Source organism: Candidatus Poriferisocius sp. (assembly GCF_965208475.1).
In the GTDB taxonomy this organism is placed as follows: Bacteria; Actinomycetota; Acidimicrobiia; order Acidimicrobiales; family Bin134; genus Poriferisocius.
In genome coordinates this window covers 477,479-490,702 of the sequence record NZ_OZ242338.1, presented here as the reverse complement: position 1 = coordinate 490,702, position 13,224 = coordinate 477,479, and the positions used below count along the sequence as shown (strand labels likewise).

The 13,224-nt window shown below is 67.0% G+C and carries 13 protein-coding genes; 10 read left to right on the top strand and 3 right to left on the bottom strand.

Annotated elements, in window-relative coordinates; genetic code table 11:
• The first annotated feature begins 45 nt into the window (after window positions 1-45).
• Window positions 46-1,506 carry a glutamate synthase subunit beta gene (locus ACOGXA_RS02335; protein WP_419925675.1) on the top strand — a complete coding sequence of 487 codons (1,461 nt, stop codon included), beginning with the start codon at window positions 46-48 and terminating at the stop codon, window positions 1,504-1,506.
• Between the two features lie 2 nt (window positions 1,507-1,508).
• Here ACOGXA_RS02335 and ACOGXA_RS02330 read toward each other — a convergent pair whose 3' ends face one another.
• Together ACOGXA_RS02330 and ACOGXA_RS02325 are read right to left on the bottom strand one after the other, a co-directional pair.
• Window positions 1,509-2,192: an alpha/beta fold hydrolase gene (locus tag ACOGXA_RS02330; RefSeq protein WP_419925674.1), complete on the bottom strand. Its 684-nt coding sequence runs from the start codon at window positions 2,190-2,192 to the stop codon at window positions 1,509-1,511.
• A 473-nt stretch (window positions 2,193-2,665) separates the two neighbouring features.
• Window positions 2,666-3,421 (bottom strand): glycerophosphodiester phosphodiesterase, encoded by a 756-nt coding sequence (locus ACOGXA_RS02325; protein WP_419925673.1) that lies wholly within the window; start codon window positions 3,419-3,421, stop codon window positions 2,666-2,668.
• A gap of 68 nt (window positions 3,422-3,489) precedes the next feature.
• Between ACOGXA_RS02325 and ACOGXA_RS02320 the strand changes: the two genes are divergently transcribed.
• From ACOGXA_RS02320 to ACOGXA_RS02285, 8 genes are all read left to right on the top strand, one after another.
• Window positions 3,490-4,242 carry a SirB1 family protein gene (locus ACOGXA_RS02320; protein ID WP_419925672.1) on the top strand — a complete coding sequence of 251 codons (753 nt, stop codon included), beginning with the start codon at window positions 3,490-3,492 and terminating at the stop codon, window positions 4,240-4,242.
• A gap of 97 nt (window positions 4,243-4,339) precedes the next feature.
• Window positions 4,340-5,758, top strand: coding sequence for a pyruvate kinase (gene pyk, locus ACOGXA_RS02315; protein WP_419925671.1), 1,419 nt, complete (start codon window positions 4,340-4,342; stop codon window positions 5,756-5,758).
• 19 nt (window positions 5,759-5,777) lie between these two features.
• Window positions 5,778-6,224, top strand: a complete 447-nt coding sequence (locus ACOGXA_RS02310) for a DUF3151 family protein (RefSeq protein ID WP_419925670.1) — start codon at window positions 5,778-5,780, stop codon at window positions 6,222-6,224.
• Between the two features lie 62 nt (window positions 6,225-6,286).
• Window positions 6,287-6,850 (top strand): flavin reductase family protein, encoded by a 564-nt coding sequence (locus ACOGXA_RS02305; RefSeq protein ID WP_419925669.1) that lies wholly within the window; start codon window positions 6,287-6,289, stop codon window positions 6,848-6,850.
• A gap of 26 nt (window positions 6,851-6,876) precedes the next feature.
• The gene (mobA, locus tag ACOGXA_RS02300) at window positions 6,877-7,434 is read left to right on the top strand and encodes a molybdenum cofactor guanylyltransferase (protein WP_419925668.1); all 558 of its coding nucleotides are present in this window, start codon (window positions 6,877-6,879) and stop codon (window positions 7,432-7,434) included.
• A gap of 10 nt (window positions 7,435-7,444) precedes the next feature.
• Complete coding sequence (locus tag ACOGXA_RS02295) at window positions 7,445-7,765, top strand: rhodanese-like domain-containing protein (protein ID WP_419925667.1); 321 nt, start codon at window positions 7,445-7,447, stop codon at window positions 7,763-7,765.
• Window positions 7,687-8,934, top strand: coding sequence for a ribonuclease D (locus ACOGXA_RS02290; RefSeq protein ID WP_419925666.1), 1,248 nt, complete (start codon window positions 7,687-7,689; stop codon window positions 8,932-8,934). Before ACOGXA_RS02295 ends, ACOGXA_RS02290 begins: the two co-directional genes overlap by 79 nt.
• 17 nt (window positions 8,935-8,951) lie before the next feature.
• Window positions 8,952-9,455 carry a phosphoribosyltransferase gene (locus tag ACOGXA_RS02285; protein ID WP_419927034.1) on the top strand — a complete coding sequence of 168 codons (504 nt, stop codon included), beginning with the start codon at window positions 8,952-8,954 and terminating at the stop codon, window positions 9,453-9,455.
• 412 nt (window positions 9,456-9,867) lie between these two features.
• On the opposite strand, the gene ACOGXA_RS02280 is transcribed toward ACOGXA_RS02285, so the two are convergent.
• Window positions 9,868-11,532: a chloride channel protein gene (locus tag ACOGXA_RS02280; RefSeq protein WP_419925665.1), complete on the bottom strand. Its 1,665-nt coding sequence runs from the start codon at window positions 11,530-11,532 to the stop codon at window positions 9,868-9,870.
• A gap of 82 nt (window positions 11,533-11,614) precedes the next feature.
• Between ACOGXA_RS02280 and ACOGXA_RS02275 the strand changes: the two genes are divergently transcribed.
• On the top strand, window positions 11,615-13,066 hold the full coding sequence (locus ACOGXA_RS02275) for an FAD-binding oxidoreductase (RefSeq protein WP_419925664.1): 1,452 nt from the start codon (window positions 11,615-11,617) through the stop codon (window positions 13,064-13,066).
• The last annotated feature ends 158 nt before the right edge of the window (window positions 13,067-13,224 follow it).

Sequence of the window (13,224 nt, the reverse complement as noted above, 5' to 3'; positions counted from 1 at the left end):
CCGATGCCGGCCCGGTGCCCGATCCAGGCTCAAGGATGGCCGCCCATGGGTGATATCCGGGGGTTCATCAAGCACGGTCGGACGCTTCCGGCGCGGCGCGCCGTGCCGGTGAGGATCAAGGACTGGCATGAGGTCTACAAGGAATTCGACGCCGAGTCGGTGCGCACCCAGGCGTCGCGCTGTATGGACTGCGGCATTCCGTTCTGCAACAACGGCTGCCCGCTGGGGAACCTGATCCCCGACTGGAACGACCTGGTGTACCGGGACCATTGGCGGGAGGCCATTGAGCGGCTCCACGCCACCAACAACTTCCCCGAGTTCACCGGGCGGTTGTGCCCCGCGCCGTGCGAGGCGGCCTGCGTGCTGGGCATAAACGAGGATCCGGTGACCATCAAGCAGGTCGAGGTGGAGATCGTGGACCGGGCCTGGGAGGAGGGGTGGATCACCCCGGTGGTGTGCGACGACCGCACCGGCCGATCGGTGGCGGTGGTGGGGTCGGGGCCGGCCGGGCTGGCCGCCGCCCAGCAGCTCACCCGGGCGGGCCACGACGTGGTGGTGTTCGAGCGGGCCGACCGCGTCGGGGGGCTGCTGCGCTACGGCATCCCCGAGTTCAAGATGGAAAAGCGCCATCTGGACCGCAGGCTGGCCCAGATGGAGGCCGAGGGCACGGTGTTCAAGACGGGAGTACATGTGGGCGTCGACATGGGCGCCGCGGAGCTGACCGATCAGCACGACGCGGTGGTGCTGGCCGGCGGGGCCACCCAGTGGCGGGACTTGCCCATTACGGGCCGGGAGCTGAAGGGCATCTACCAGGCCATGGAGTACCTGCCCCCGGCCAACCGGGTGCAGGAGGGCGACTTGTCAGAGCACCCGTTCTCGGCCGCGGGCAAGCATGTGATCATCATCGGCGGGGGAGACACCGGCGCCGATTGCCTGGGCACCGCCCACCGCCACGGAGCAGCGTCGATCCACCAGTTCGAGATCATGCCCCGACCACCCGACGAGCGGGCCGGCGCCACCCCTTGGCCTACATGGCCGCTCATGTACCGATCGTCGTCGGCCCATGAGGAGGGCGGCACTCAGATCTTCGCCATCAACACCGTGAAGTTCACCGGCTCGGGCGGCAAGGTGGAGGCGCTGCACACCGTGGACGTGCAGCAGTCATTCGAGGGCGGCCGCATGAGCTTCAACCCGATCGAGGGCACCGAGAGGGAGTTTCAAGCCGACTTGGTGCTCTTGGCCCTCGGATTCACCGGACCCGAAACCGGAGGCTTGCTCGACGGCCTGGGGGTGGAGATCACCGACCGGGGCAACGTGGCCCGCGACGGCAATTGGATGACCACCGTGCCCGGCGTCTTCGCCGCCGGTGACATGGGCCGGGGCCAGAGCCTCATCGTGTGGGCCATCGCCGAGGGCCGGGCCTGCGCCGCCGCCGTGGACCAGTACCTGACCGGCGACACCCTCTTGCCCGCACCTCTGGTGCCCACCGCCCAACAGTTGCGCTGATCCTAGAAGGGCTGGGCATCGAGAAAATCGAGGGCGGCGTCGATGAAATCGAATGATTTGGGGGTGGCGAAGTGGTCGACGCCTCGGAGGACGACGAGGCGGGCGTCGGGGAGGGCCTCTGCCAGTTGGTCGGCGGGGTGGGCGAAGTCCTTGTCGCCCACCACCACCAGGGTGGGCACGGCCACATCGGCCAGGCAGTTGGTGTCGAAGGCGGTGCGGCTGGCCATCAGGGCGGCCAGGGCCTCCCGGTCGGCCTCGGGATCATCGGCCAGGGTGGAGAAGTGGAGGGCTTCGGGGTTCTCGGGGTCGGGCTCGCCGGTGACCGCCTCCAGGATCATGCGACTGTGGTTCTCGTCGCGCTCGAACAGGTTCTTGCCCACCCCGGCCACCACCAGCCTGTGAAACCGCTCCGGGATCTTGGAGGCGATGGACAACAGGGTGTAGGCCCCCAGCGAGAACCCGATGGCGTCTATGGCTTCTTCGGGGAAGTGGTCGATCACGTGCTGCTCGAAATCGGCGTAGCCCTCGGGATGGTGGGGCTTGGGCGCGGCGCCGTGGCCCATCAGGTCGACCCCGACCACCTCTCGGCCGGCGTCGGCCAGAAGGTCGAACCAGGCGTTGTCCCCCCAAGTTCGCCGGGCCGAACCGGCCAGTCCGTGCAAGAGGGCGACAGTAGGTGAGCTCACGGCGCCACCCTAGTGAGGCCGAAAGGAAGAACCGCTAAGGGCTGTAGAAGAGGCCGCAGAAAAGGAGGAGGCCCCGAGTAGCCTCCCGGCCTAAACCGGTCGACTTCTCGGGGCCGTCCCGTTCGGTTCCAGGTCTCCGGCTGGCTTGCGCCCCCCGGCTCCCCGGTCCCTGCCCCCAGATCCTCGCGGCACCTGGCCGCTCTCCCGGGCTTCGGCTTTCGGTGGTGCCACCGACTTCCTCGGCCCGTTCCAGCGACCCTGCGGAACTCTGTCGAACCCTCGCCCTTTCAGGCGCCTGCTCAGTCAGCTAACTCCGCTTGTCTCTGGTAGGTGGGCATACCATAGCGCGGAGAAATCCCAGGTCAAGGGGAAAATCAAAATCCACAGGGTTTTCCACCGCTTTGAGCAGAAATCCCCAGAAAACCAAAAATTAACCACAGAAAACGGATCGATTTCGGGCCTCAAATGACGCCTCAAGACCACTGGCTGCGCGCCACGAGCACATCGCGCAGCACGGTGGGGCGGTCGGTCATGATGCCGTCCACCCCCAGATCCAGCAGGCGGTGCATCTCGCCGGCGTCGTCGATGGTCCACACATGCACCGCCAAGCCCTGGGCGTGGGCGGCATCCACAAACCGCTTGTACACCAGTGGCACGCCTTTGACCGTGGGAGGCACTTGGGCGCACGCCCCGGCTTTGACGCTCACGGGCAGGCCAGCCGCCGCGGCCTGGAGCTGGCCGACTTCTTTGGGGCTGAGGCCGGTACACAACCGGGATCCCCCCAGGCGCCGCGCGGTGGCGAGGCGGCGCCCAGAGAATGACCCGACGCAGACCCGGTCGATGGCGCCGGCCCGGAGCACGGCGTTTATCAGGGGCTCAGTGGCCTGGTCGTGCTTGGGGTCGACCGCGATTTTCACATCGGGCCAGGCCGCCAGCAGCTCGTCGAAGCGGGGGATGGCCTGCCCGCCGTCCATCCGAACCGTCGCCAAGTCTCGCCAAGCCAAATCGGCGATGGCCTCCGGCCGCCCGCTCAGCCGCGCCAAGCCCTCGTCGTGGAATGCCACCAGCACCCCGTCGCGGGTGGCGTGTACATCGGTTTCCAGGTAGCGATAGCCAAGGTCGATGGCGGCTGAGAATGCGGCCATGGTGTTCTCCGGCCCCTCTGCGGCCCCTCCCCGGTGGGCGATGGGTATCGGGCCCTCGTGGTCTAAGAACGGCCAGGCAGACACCGCGGCAATGCTAATTGGCGGGATAGATTTGGATCGTGGATGGGGCGCCGGCCGAGAGATTCAGGCAGATGCTTGAGCACGGGGAATTCGCCCTCCATGAGGGGGCCCTGTGCATTGCCGCCCACGGCTGCCCGGATATGGACTTAGACGCTGAGCTCGACCGACTGGACTCCCTCGCCAACCGCTGCGACCGCTCCAGTCGGAGCCGAGTGCTGCACTCGCTGTTCAGCGAGCTGGGGTTCCACGGCAACCGCGCCGACTACTACGACCCCCGCAACTCGTTTCTGAACGAGGTCATGAGCAGGCGCACTGGGATTCCCATCAGCCTCGCCGTGCTTACCATCGCAGTAGGGTCCCGCCTCGGCTTTGAGTTCGAGGGCATCGGACTGCCCGGCCACTTCTTGATCCGAGACCGCAACGAGCCCGACACCTACATCGACGTGTTCGCCGGCGGCGCGTTGTTCGATGCCCAGGGCTGCGAAGATCTCTACCACCAGATCACCGGAGGGCAGAAGGGCTTCCACCCCGCATTCCTGGCCCCGGTGGACGATGCGTCGATAATGGAGCGGATGCTGGGGAATCTTCGGGCCATCTACGCCCAGCGTCGGGACTACGCCAATCTGGAGTGGGTGCTGGAGCTGCGGTCGATGTGCCCCTCGGCGCCAGCCGGCGAGGCCAAGCAGCTCGGTCTGATCTACATGGAGCGGGGGCGGTTCGAGAAAGCGGCCCGCCGGTTCGAGGAACTGGCCCAGGCGGCGGAAAGCGATGATGAGGAGCAACTTCGGCAGTTGGCCACCCTGGCCAGAGCTCGGATGAACTAGCCGCCTATTGCGGGTCGCCTGCCTCTTATAGACCGCAACATTAGACCGCGGCATTAGACCGCGGCATCTGCCCTGCTGGGCGATAGCGTTGAACCTCGTGCCCCGCCGTACCAAGATCATCGCCACAATAGGCCCGGCATCGGAATCCCCGGAGGCGCTGCGAGCCTTGGTGGACGCCGGCATGGACGTGGCTCGTATCGGACTGGCCCACGGGACGCTGGAAGAAGCTCTGGGGCGGATGCACCGGGTGCGCCAAGTGTCTCAAGAGGCCGGACGGCGGGTAGGCGTGCTGGTAGACCTGCCCGGCCCGAAAGTGCGCACGGCCAGCTTCGGCTCTGAAGGGGTGGAGCTGCTGGCCGACACCGAGGTGGAGATCAGGATTGGAGACGCAAAGAGCACCGCCGATGTGGTGGAGGTGGACTACGACAGCCTCTTCCACGACATCGCCGCGGGCGACCAGGTTGCGCTGGGAGACGGGCAGGTGCTCTTGCAGATCGTCGATGTCGGCGCCGACAGGGCCACCGGCCTGGTCCTCCACGGCGATGTGATCCATGGGCGGCCCGGTTTCCGCATCCCCTCAGACCGCCTCAGCTTGTCCACGCCGACCCCGGAAGATCTGCGCAACCTGGACGCGTTCGTGGGCGAGTCGGTGGACATGGTGGCGGTCTCCTTCGTGCGGTCGGGCGACGACATCCGGCGGGTAAATGTGGCGCCCCATCCCGAAGGCCCGCTGGTGATTGCCAAGATCGAGACCCAAGCGGCCGTTCAAAACCTAGAGGACATCATCGAAGCCTCGGCGGGCATAATGGTGGCCCGCGGCGATCTGGGCACCGAGTGCCTCATGGAGGAAACACCTCACCTTCAAAAGCGGATCATCCGGGACTGCATCGCCGGTGGCTTGCCGGTGATCACCGCCACCCAGATGCTGGACTCCATGGTCCAGGCATCGACGCCGACCAGAGCCGAGGTGTCGGATGTGGCCAATGCGGTGTTCGATGGCACCAGCGCGGTAATGCTCTCGGCCGAGACCGCCATCGGCGCCCACCCCGCGGCCACGGTGGCCACCATGGCCCGAATCGCCGAGCGGGCCGACGAGGAGTTCGACTACGTGCGCTGGGGGGAGAACATCCGCCGCCTGCGCATGACCGACGTCGACGCGCCCACCTCGGTTACCGACGCCATGACCGGCGCGGCGGCCACTGCGGCCAACGAGTTGAAATTGGCCGCCATTGTGTGCATCTCGGCATCGGGTTTCACCGTGCGGTCAATGGCAAGGTTCCGCCCCCAGGCGGCCATCTTGGGGTTCAGCACTTCAGCGCGCACCATCCAGCAACTGACGCTGAGCTGGGGGGTCACCCCCATGTTGGCCCACGAGACAGGGGGCTACGAAGCTCGGGTGGCCGAGGCCCTTGATCTGGCCAAGGAAACCGGCCACATCTTGCCCGGCGATGTGGTGGCGGTGGTGGCCGGCATGACCGAGGCCACCGACGTGCTGCGCTTGGTGCGCATCCGCTGACCGTAGAAGGATTGCGGGCATGAGCGATGCACCGGTGAATCTCACCCGGTCTGGCCCGCCCGAGACGATCTTGGACCCGGAGCCGCCGCAGGCGGTGGCCGCGTTGGCCCAGGCGATGAATCAGCCCGAGGAGCGAAGAAGGGATGCGGTGGCCGAGGTGGTGGCCCAGTTTCCCCGTTTCTTGGACGGCTGGGCCCGGTTGGGGCTGTTGGCCCACGACCGTGCGGAGGCGTATGCCGCTTTCCGAGTGGGCTATCACCGGGGGTTGGACCGGCTGCGCCAGAACGGCTGGAGGGGATCGGGCTATGTGCGCTGGACCCATGAGGTTAACCGGGGCTTCTTGCGGGCACTGGCCGGGCTTCAGGCCACTGCGGCCGCGATCGGCGAGAGGGACGAAGAGGAGCGATGCCTGCTCTTTTTGCACCAACTCGACCCGTCATGGCCTCCAACGGACTGGAGGACATGACTTGCACCACCCGGTAGCCGGACCGACCACTGTTTCCCCCCGAGAGCATCGGAGGCCATGACATGGCCGCACCAGGGGGCACCGGGCCCGTCGGTCCATTCCCAGAGCATGTGGGGAACGATCCCGAGGCCCAGGACTCCTATGACCGGCTTCGCCGCAGGGTGCTGTGGAGCCTGCCCTACGGCCTGTACGTGGTGGGGTCGCGGGCGGGGGAGCGTCGCAACGGCATGACCCTCAACTGGGCTGCGCAGCTGGCCTTCGAGCCCAAGCTGGTGGGGATCGGGGTGGAGCATCCGGCTTACACCCACGAGCTCATCTCTGCGGGCGGAGTGTTCAGCCTGTGTACCGTTGCCCGAGAGGACCGGGCCATCGTGCGAAAGTTCACCAAGCCGGTCGAGGTGGATCTTGCGGCCATGACGCTCAACGGCTTCGCGTTCCACGACGGGGTTACCGGCGCACCCATCTTGGACTGCGCTCCCGCCTATCTCGACTGCGAGGTGCGCAACGCGGTGGTCACCGGGGCTCACACCCTGTTCATCGGCGAGGTGGTGGATTGCGGCTTCCAGGCCGACGAGGACACCCCCGTGCTCCGCATGGAGGACACCCGCATGAACTACGGGGGATAGAGATCTCCAGGGAATTCACCGGCGCGGTGCTGGCCGGGGGGCAGAGCCGGCGAATGGGCACCGACAAGGCCTTCATCGAGGTGGGGGGCCAGTGGCTGATTGCCCGAGCTCTGGCCGCACTGGCTGAAGCCGCCCAGCGACTTGTGGTTGGCGGGACTGATCCCCGGCTGAAAGAGGCCGCCGCCGCCGCCGATGCCTGGCACATAGCCGACCGCTGGCCTGGTGAGGGCCCGCTGGGGGCAGTGGTCACCGCGCTCGGCCGGGCCCGTCATCCGGTGACGGTGATCTTGCCCTGCGACCTTCCCGCCGTCAGCCCCGCGGATGTGGCTGCGCTTGTGCAGGCTGTTCCCCATGGGCCGGCGGGGGCTGGGCCCTCAGCTGCGATTTTCACCGACCAGCGCCGCCGCCACTATCTGCCCTTGGCCATCGACTCTGGAGCAGCCTCACTGGCCAGGGGCCTGTTCGAATCCGGCCGGCGCTCCGTTGCCTCGCTGCTCGATGCAGTGACTGTTATCGACGTAGCAGCTTCACCAACGGCCGTGGCAGACCTCGACAGTCCCGAAGACCTCTGGTTGGGCCACTAACCTCAGCGAGGTGGAAATCCCTGAGATCGGGGTGGCAGAACTGGCCGCACTGCTGACAGACGACATCGCGCTCATCGACGTGCGGGAGCCCGACGAGTACGCCGAAGCCCGGGTGCCCGGTGCGGTTCTCATACCCCTGGCCACCGTCCCCGAACGGACCCGGGAACTGCCCGACCAGCACCTGTACATGATTTGCGCCATGGGTGGGCGAAGCCTGAAGGCCGCCGAGTATCTGGCGGCCCATGGCTGGGCGTGTACCAACGTGGCCGGCGGTACCAACGGGTGGGTAGAAGCCGGCTACCCCTTCGACTCCGGGCCGACAAGCGATTGAGACGCGGTTCCGACCCCCCTGAGCCGATCACCTCGCGGCGAGAACTAGCGGCAGTGGTGGCCGATGCCGCAGCCGCCGACGCCTATGCCCTCGACACCGAGTTCCACCGCGAGCGCACCTACTACCCCATGGTGGCGCTGGTTCAGATTGCCTGGCACGATCATCTGGCCATCATCGACCCGCTGGAAGTGCCCATCGAGCCGCTGGCCGACTTGCTGGAAGGCGATGGCCTGGCTGTGCTCCATGCCGCGGAACAGGATTTGGAATTGCTCCAACATGAGTGCGGCACGCAGCCCCGCCGCATCTTCGACACCCAGATCGGGGCAGGATTCATCGGATACCGCACACCATCGCTGGCCGCGCTCCACGAGCACCTGCTGGGCGTGGACCTGCCCAAGGAGGCCCGCATGTCCGACTGGTTCCAAAGACCGCTGCCCGAGCCCATGCTGGCCTACGCCGCGGCCGACGTGGAGCGCTTGTTGGAGATCAGCGAAATCTTGCACTCAGAACTGCGGGCCCGGGGGCGCCTGGAATGGGCCGAGGAGGAATGCGCTTTCCTGCTGGAGCGGGCCAACACCGGCCGGACTTCCGGCAATGCGTGGCGCCGGGTCAAAGAAGTCCGCCGCATGACGGGCCGACCCCAGGCCCTGGCCAAGGCGGTGGCCAAGTGGCGGGAGGAATACGCCGCCCTCGTGAACCGGCCCGTGCGCCACATACTGTCGGACTTGGGAGTGGCGGCAGTTGCCCAGCGCCTCCCGAGAACCCTCAGCCAACTGCGGGACATCCGCGGCGTGGAACCGCGCAACCTCCGCAAGGGGGCAGACAGAGAGCTGTTGGATTTCCTAGATCAGATCAGAGGCGAAGACCTAGAAATAGAGCCCCGCAAGCAGACGCCCAAACTGGACCAATCCCTCAAGCCCGCGGTCAACCTCATCACCTCGTGGGCAGCCCAGCACGCCGCGGAGGCCGAGCTCGACCCCGCATTGGTGGCCACTCGCAGCGACATCGAGGCACTGCTTGAGGGCGACCCGGACTGCCGGGCGCTCAGGGGATGGCGAGCCGACATCGTCGCAGGACCCGTTCAACAGCTTTTGGACGGAACTGCGGCAGTAGCCTTTGACCGCCTGGGCAAACTCGTCTTGGAAGAGCGCTCCGGGCGCCCGATATAGGAAGGCTGATGAGCAAGATGGCAGATCGCGAATGGCTGGACTGGGCCTCATATGGCACTGCGGTGCGGGAGTTGGCCGCGCTGGTGGCCGACGACGGCTACCGGCCCGAGATGATCTTGGCCATTGCCCGTGGCGGCCTGTTCTGCGCCGGTTCGCTGGGCTACGCCCTGTCGGTCAAGAACATCTATGTGATGAACTGCGAGTACTACACCGGGGTGGACGAGCGGCTTCCCGTTCCGGTGATGCTCCCGCCCGCCGTCGACCTGGTAGACCACCGCAACTCCAAGATCCTCATCGCCGACGATGTGGCCGACACCGGTCACACCCTCAAGATGGTCTACGACTTCTGCGTGGAGCGCGTCGGCGACGTGCGCTCTGCGGTGCTGTACGAGAAGTCCCATTCCCTGGTGAAATGCGACTACGTGGGCAAGCGCACCGACCAGTGGATCAACTTTCCGTGGTCCACCGATCGGCCGCTGGTCAGCGCCGAGGAAGCTCGCCACAGAGTGCTCGACGCCTGAGGTGATTGCCATAGTTGCTCCGGCCATCGGCCTCACGGCCCGCCTGTTCCTGCTGGCGGTGTGCAACGGCTTGGACCAGAGTGGTTAGACTGGCCCGCATGAAAGTTTAGGGGGGCGAATTACCCTCTACTGCCGGTGCCAAAATTGCCGCCGGCTCGATATTGCGGAGCCGCCCATGAAAAAGGGACGCCACCGTCGTTACGAAGAAGCTCGCGCCTTGAAGCACACAAGCGACGACTTCGACGTTATGTTCAAGGAGAACGAAGATCCGTGCGTGGAGTGCGGAGCAATTCCCGGGGAGGAGTGCCGCTTGGTGAAGGTTGGGGCCAAGCCATGGTGCGAGTACCGGGACTCCCCTTCTGCCGATAGCGTCGACGAGCTTTTTCCTAGCTGACAGCCCCAGAAGCCCCGGTCATACGCCTTCGGTCTCATCTAGTATCTCATCCAATCGAAGGATGTCGTCGGCACGCACCACTCCGATGAAGGTGCCGTCGTCGTCGGTCACCGGAAGTAGATCAGTGTCGTTGCCGTCCATTTGGGCCACCGCGTCGCGCAGCGTCCACGAGGGTCGGGCCGTGGGCAGATCGCGTTGGGCGATGTCGGCGACCAGCGTGTCGTTCCACGCGCCGCGCTCCAAGTCGCTCATCTGCTCCAAGCCGCACATCCCGAGGTAGGTACCGCCGTCCACCATCGGCACCTCTCGCTCGCGCCGTCCCAGGAGGTGGATGTACACCAGCTCGCTCACTGTGGCGTCGGGGGGCACGGTGAGGGTGTCGGTGGTGAGCGCGGAGGTGAGCGGCAGGGCCAGCCGGCGCTCGATCAGCCCTTCCCGCTTGTCCAGCTGATAGGAGGCCACCGAACTGGATCCGGCCACAAGCTGCGAAACCGCCGCGGCAATGAGCGCGGGGACAACGAATGCCGACGTGCCGGTGCTCTCGGCCACGAACATCACCGCGGTGATGGGCGCTCGGTACCCGGCGCCCAAAAAGGCGGCCAGGCCGAGCGTGCGGTACAGCCCGATGTCGGCCACCCCCATGGCCTGGCCCACGAAGCTGCCCACGATCACCCCTTGAACAGCCAGGGGGATGAACAAACCGCCGGTGCCCCCGGCGCCCACGGTGGTGAGGGTGGCAACCACCCGGAAGGCCAGCAGGCAGCCGATGAGCAGCAGCGTGTGCTCGCCGTCTCGCAGCCATTCGGTGGCCTCCACCCCGGGGCCCAGGCTCAGAGGCTGGTCGAACACAGCCTCGGTGGCCACCACCAGACCGGCCAGCACCGCCCCGCCGACCAGGATTCTGACACCGATGGGAAAACGCTGCTCCAGTCCCTTGGCCTGTCGCACCAACCAGGCGAATCCCCGGCCGCCCAGCCCGGCCACCAAGCCCAACAGCGCGCCCCCGCCCAGGTGGATGATGCTGAGATCGCTGTCTTGGCCGCCCAGATCGATCACCGGGTCGGTGCCCAGCACGGCCACGTACACCAGGTAACCCGATGCCGAGGCCAACAGGGCGGGCAGCAGCGCCCGGCGGGCAACGTCGTCGCGATAGGGGGCCTCCAGTGCGAAGATCACCCCGGTGGCCGGAGTCTTGAACACCGCGGCGATGCCGGCGGCCGCCCCCGCGGTGAGCAGCAACTTGGTCTCCTCTCGGCGCAGCCACCGGGCGAACAATCCCTGGGTGCTGTGCCCAACTGTGGCGCCGGCGTACACCGAGGGGCCCTCCAGGCCCACCGACCCCCCCAAGCCGATGGTGGCCACACCGGCCAGCAGCTTGGCCGGGAGCTGGGACAGGGGCAGTCGGGGGTGGCGCTCGTGGAACGCCCGCACATATTCGTCGGAAGTCGACGGGGTGGCGCCGCGCCCTAGGTAGCGCAGGATGGCCACCGCGGCGATCAGGCCCACGGCTGGGGCCGCCGCCTGCCACCACAGGGGACCGTCGAGCAGCCTTTCCAGGAGCACCTCGACGGTGATCTGCTCGAACCCGGCCACCAGCAGCCCCACCAGGGCACCGGTGACGATGGACAGCACCATCATGGCCGGGAACGCCCGCCTTGGCCTGAAAGAGGCGAGCAGCTCCACGCCCGACCGAGCGAACCTTCCGCCTAAGAGAGCTTGGAGCGCCTGCATCCTGGGTGTCTCACTGACGGTATCCTACTGGCCGATGAGGTTTCGCCGGACCACTGGGTCAGACCCTTTAGTGCAGGATCTTCAGCGGGTGATGCCTGCCGACCGGGTTAGGGCCGCCTCCCTTGAGCGCTCAATCATGGGCCGGGACGCCTCGATCTTCGAGGGGGGACAGGCCGGGCCGCTTTGCTTTCCGGTCAGCACCGAGGAGGTGCAGGGCTGCGTAGACGCCGCCCGGCGTCACGGCCGGGCGGTGGTTCCCCGGGGAGCGGGCACGGGGTTGGCCGGTGGAGCGGTGCCCTTGGATGAGCCGGTGGTGGTGGTCACCACCAAGATGAACCGCCTGCTCTCGGTGGACGTCGACCGTCGGGTGGCCTGGGTGCAACCGGGAATGATCAATCTGGACCTCAGCCGGGCTATTGCGCCGCTCGGCCTCCACTTCGCCCCTGATCCCTCCAGCCAGCAGGTGTGCTCGCTGGGGGGCAACGTGGGCACCAACGCCGGGGGGCCCCACTGCTTGGCCCTCGGGGTGACCAGTGCTCATGTGCTGGCGGCGGAGGTGGTTCTCATGTCGGGCGAGGCCGTGGTGCTGGGCGACGCCGACGGCTGGACCCCTGGCCTGGACCTGCGGGGGGCTTATGTGGGCTCGGAGGGGATGATGGGCATCACCACCGCCATCGCGGTGAAGCTCACCCCCAACCCCCCGGCGGTGCAGACTTTGCTGCTGGCCTTCGACACGGTGGACGCCGCCGCCCAGACGGTGAGCGCGGTGATCGCCGACGGCATCGTGCCCGCGGCCATAGAGATGATGGACAAGAACATCATCTGGGCCGTGGAGAACTTCGTGGGGGCCGGGTTCCCCACCGATGCCGCCGCGGTGGTGATCGTGGAGGTGGACGGCCTGGCTGGCGGGGTGGCGGCCGAGGCCGACCGGGTGGCCGAGCTGGCCGTCGAACGGGGCGGCCGGGTTCGCCGGGCGGCCGACGACGGGGAGCGGGCCCTGATATGGAAGGGGCGCAAGAGCGCCTTCGGCGCCATCGCCCAGATAAAGCCCAACTACTACCTGCACGACACGGTGGTACCCCGCACCCGCCTGGCCGAGGTGATGAACCGTGTGTATGAGATCGTCGATGAGCACGACTTGCAGGTGATGAACGTGTTCCACGCCGGCGACGGCAATCTCCACCCGCTCTTGCTGTACGACCGCCGCGAGCCGGGGATCATGGAGCGGGTGCATGCCGCCGGGTCGGCCATCATCGAGGCCTCGCTGGCCGCGGGCGGGGTGCTGTCGGGCGAGCACGGCATCGGCATCGAAAAGCGCGACTACATGCCGCTCATGTTCAGCGAGGCTGATCTGGACGCCCAGGCCCGGTTGCGGCGGGCCTTCGATCCCGACGAGATGGCCAACCCCGGCAAGGTGCTTCCCACCGGAGCGAGCTGCGCCGACGTGAACGCGCTCGCCAGAGTCCCCGAAGGAGTGTGGGGATAAGTGCAGTTTGAACTGGCGAGATTGATCTTTTGGGTGGCCCCGAGGCTGCTCCGGCTGCTTGGCCGGTTGGTGATCCCGAAGGATGTCCGCGCCATGCTCCCGAATGCGGTCTCGCGCTGGACCCGACGGGTCAGGCAGGTATCGCGGAAGTTTTGGAA

Excerpts from the sequence above, each read along its gene's own strand:
- ACOGXA_RS02335 (WP_419925675.1), top strand. The coding sequence starts at position 46 with ATGGGTGATATCCGGGGGTTCATCAAGCACGGTCGGACGCTTCCGGCG.
- ACOGXA_RS02320 (WP_419925672.1), top strand. The coding sequence starts at position 3,490 with ATGCTTGAGCACGGGGAATTCGCCCTCCATGAGGGGGCCCTGTGCATT.
- ACOGXA_RS02310 (WP_419925670.1), top strand. The coding sequence starts at position 5,778 with ATGAGCGATGCACCGGTGAATCTCACCCGGTCTGGCCCGCCCGAGACG.
- ACOGXA_RS02305 (WP_419925669.1), top strand. The coding sequence starts at position 6,287 with ATGGCCGCACCAGGGGGCACCGGGCCCGTCGGTCCATTCCCAGAGCAT.
- ACOGXA_RS02285 (WP_419927034.1), top strand. The coding sequence starts at position 8,952 with ATGGCAGATCGCGAATGGCTGGACTGGGCCTCATATGGCACTGCGGTG.
- ACOGXA_RS02275 (WP_419925664.1), top strand. The coding sequence starts at position 11,615 with ATGAGGTTTCGCCGGACCACTGGGTCAGACCCTTTAGTGCAGGATCTT.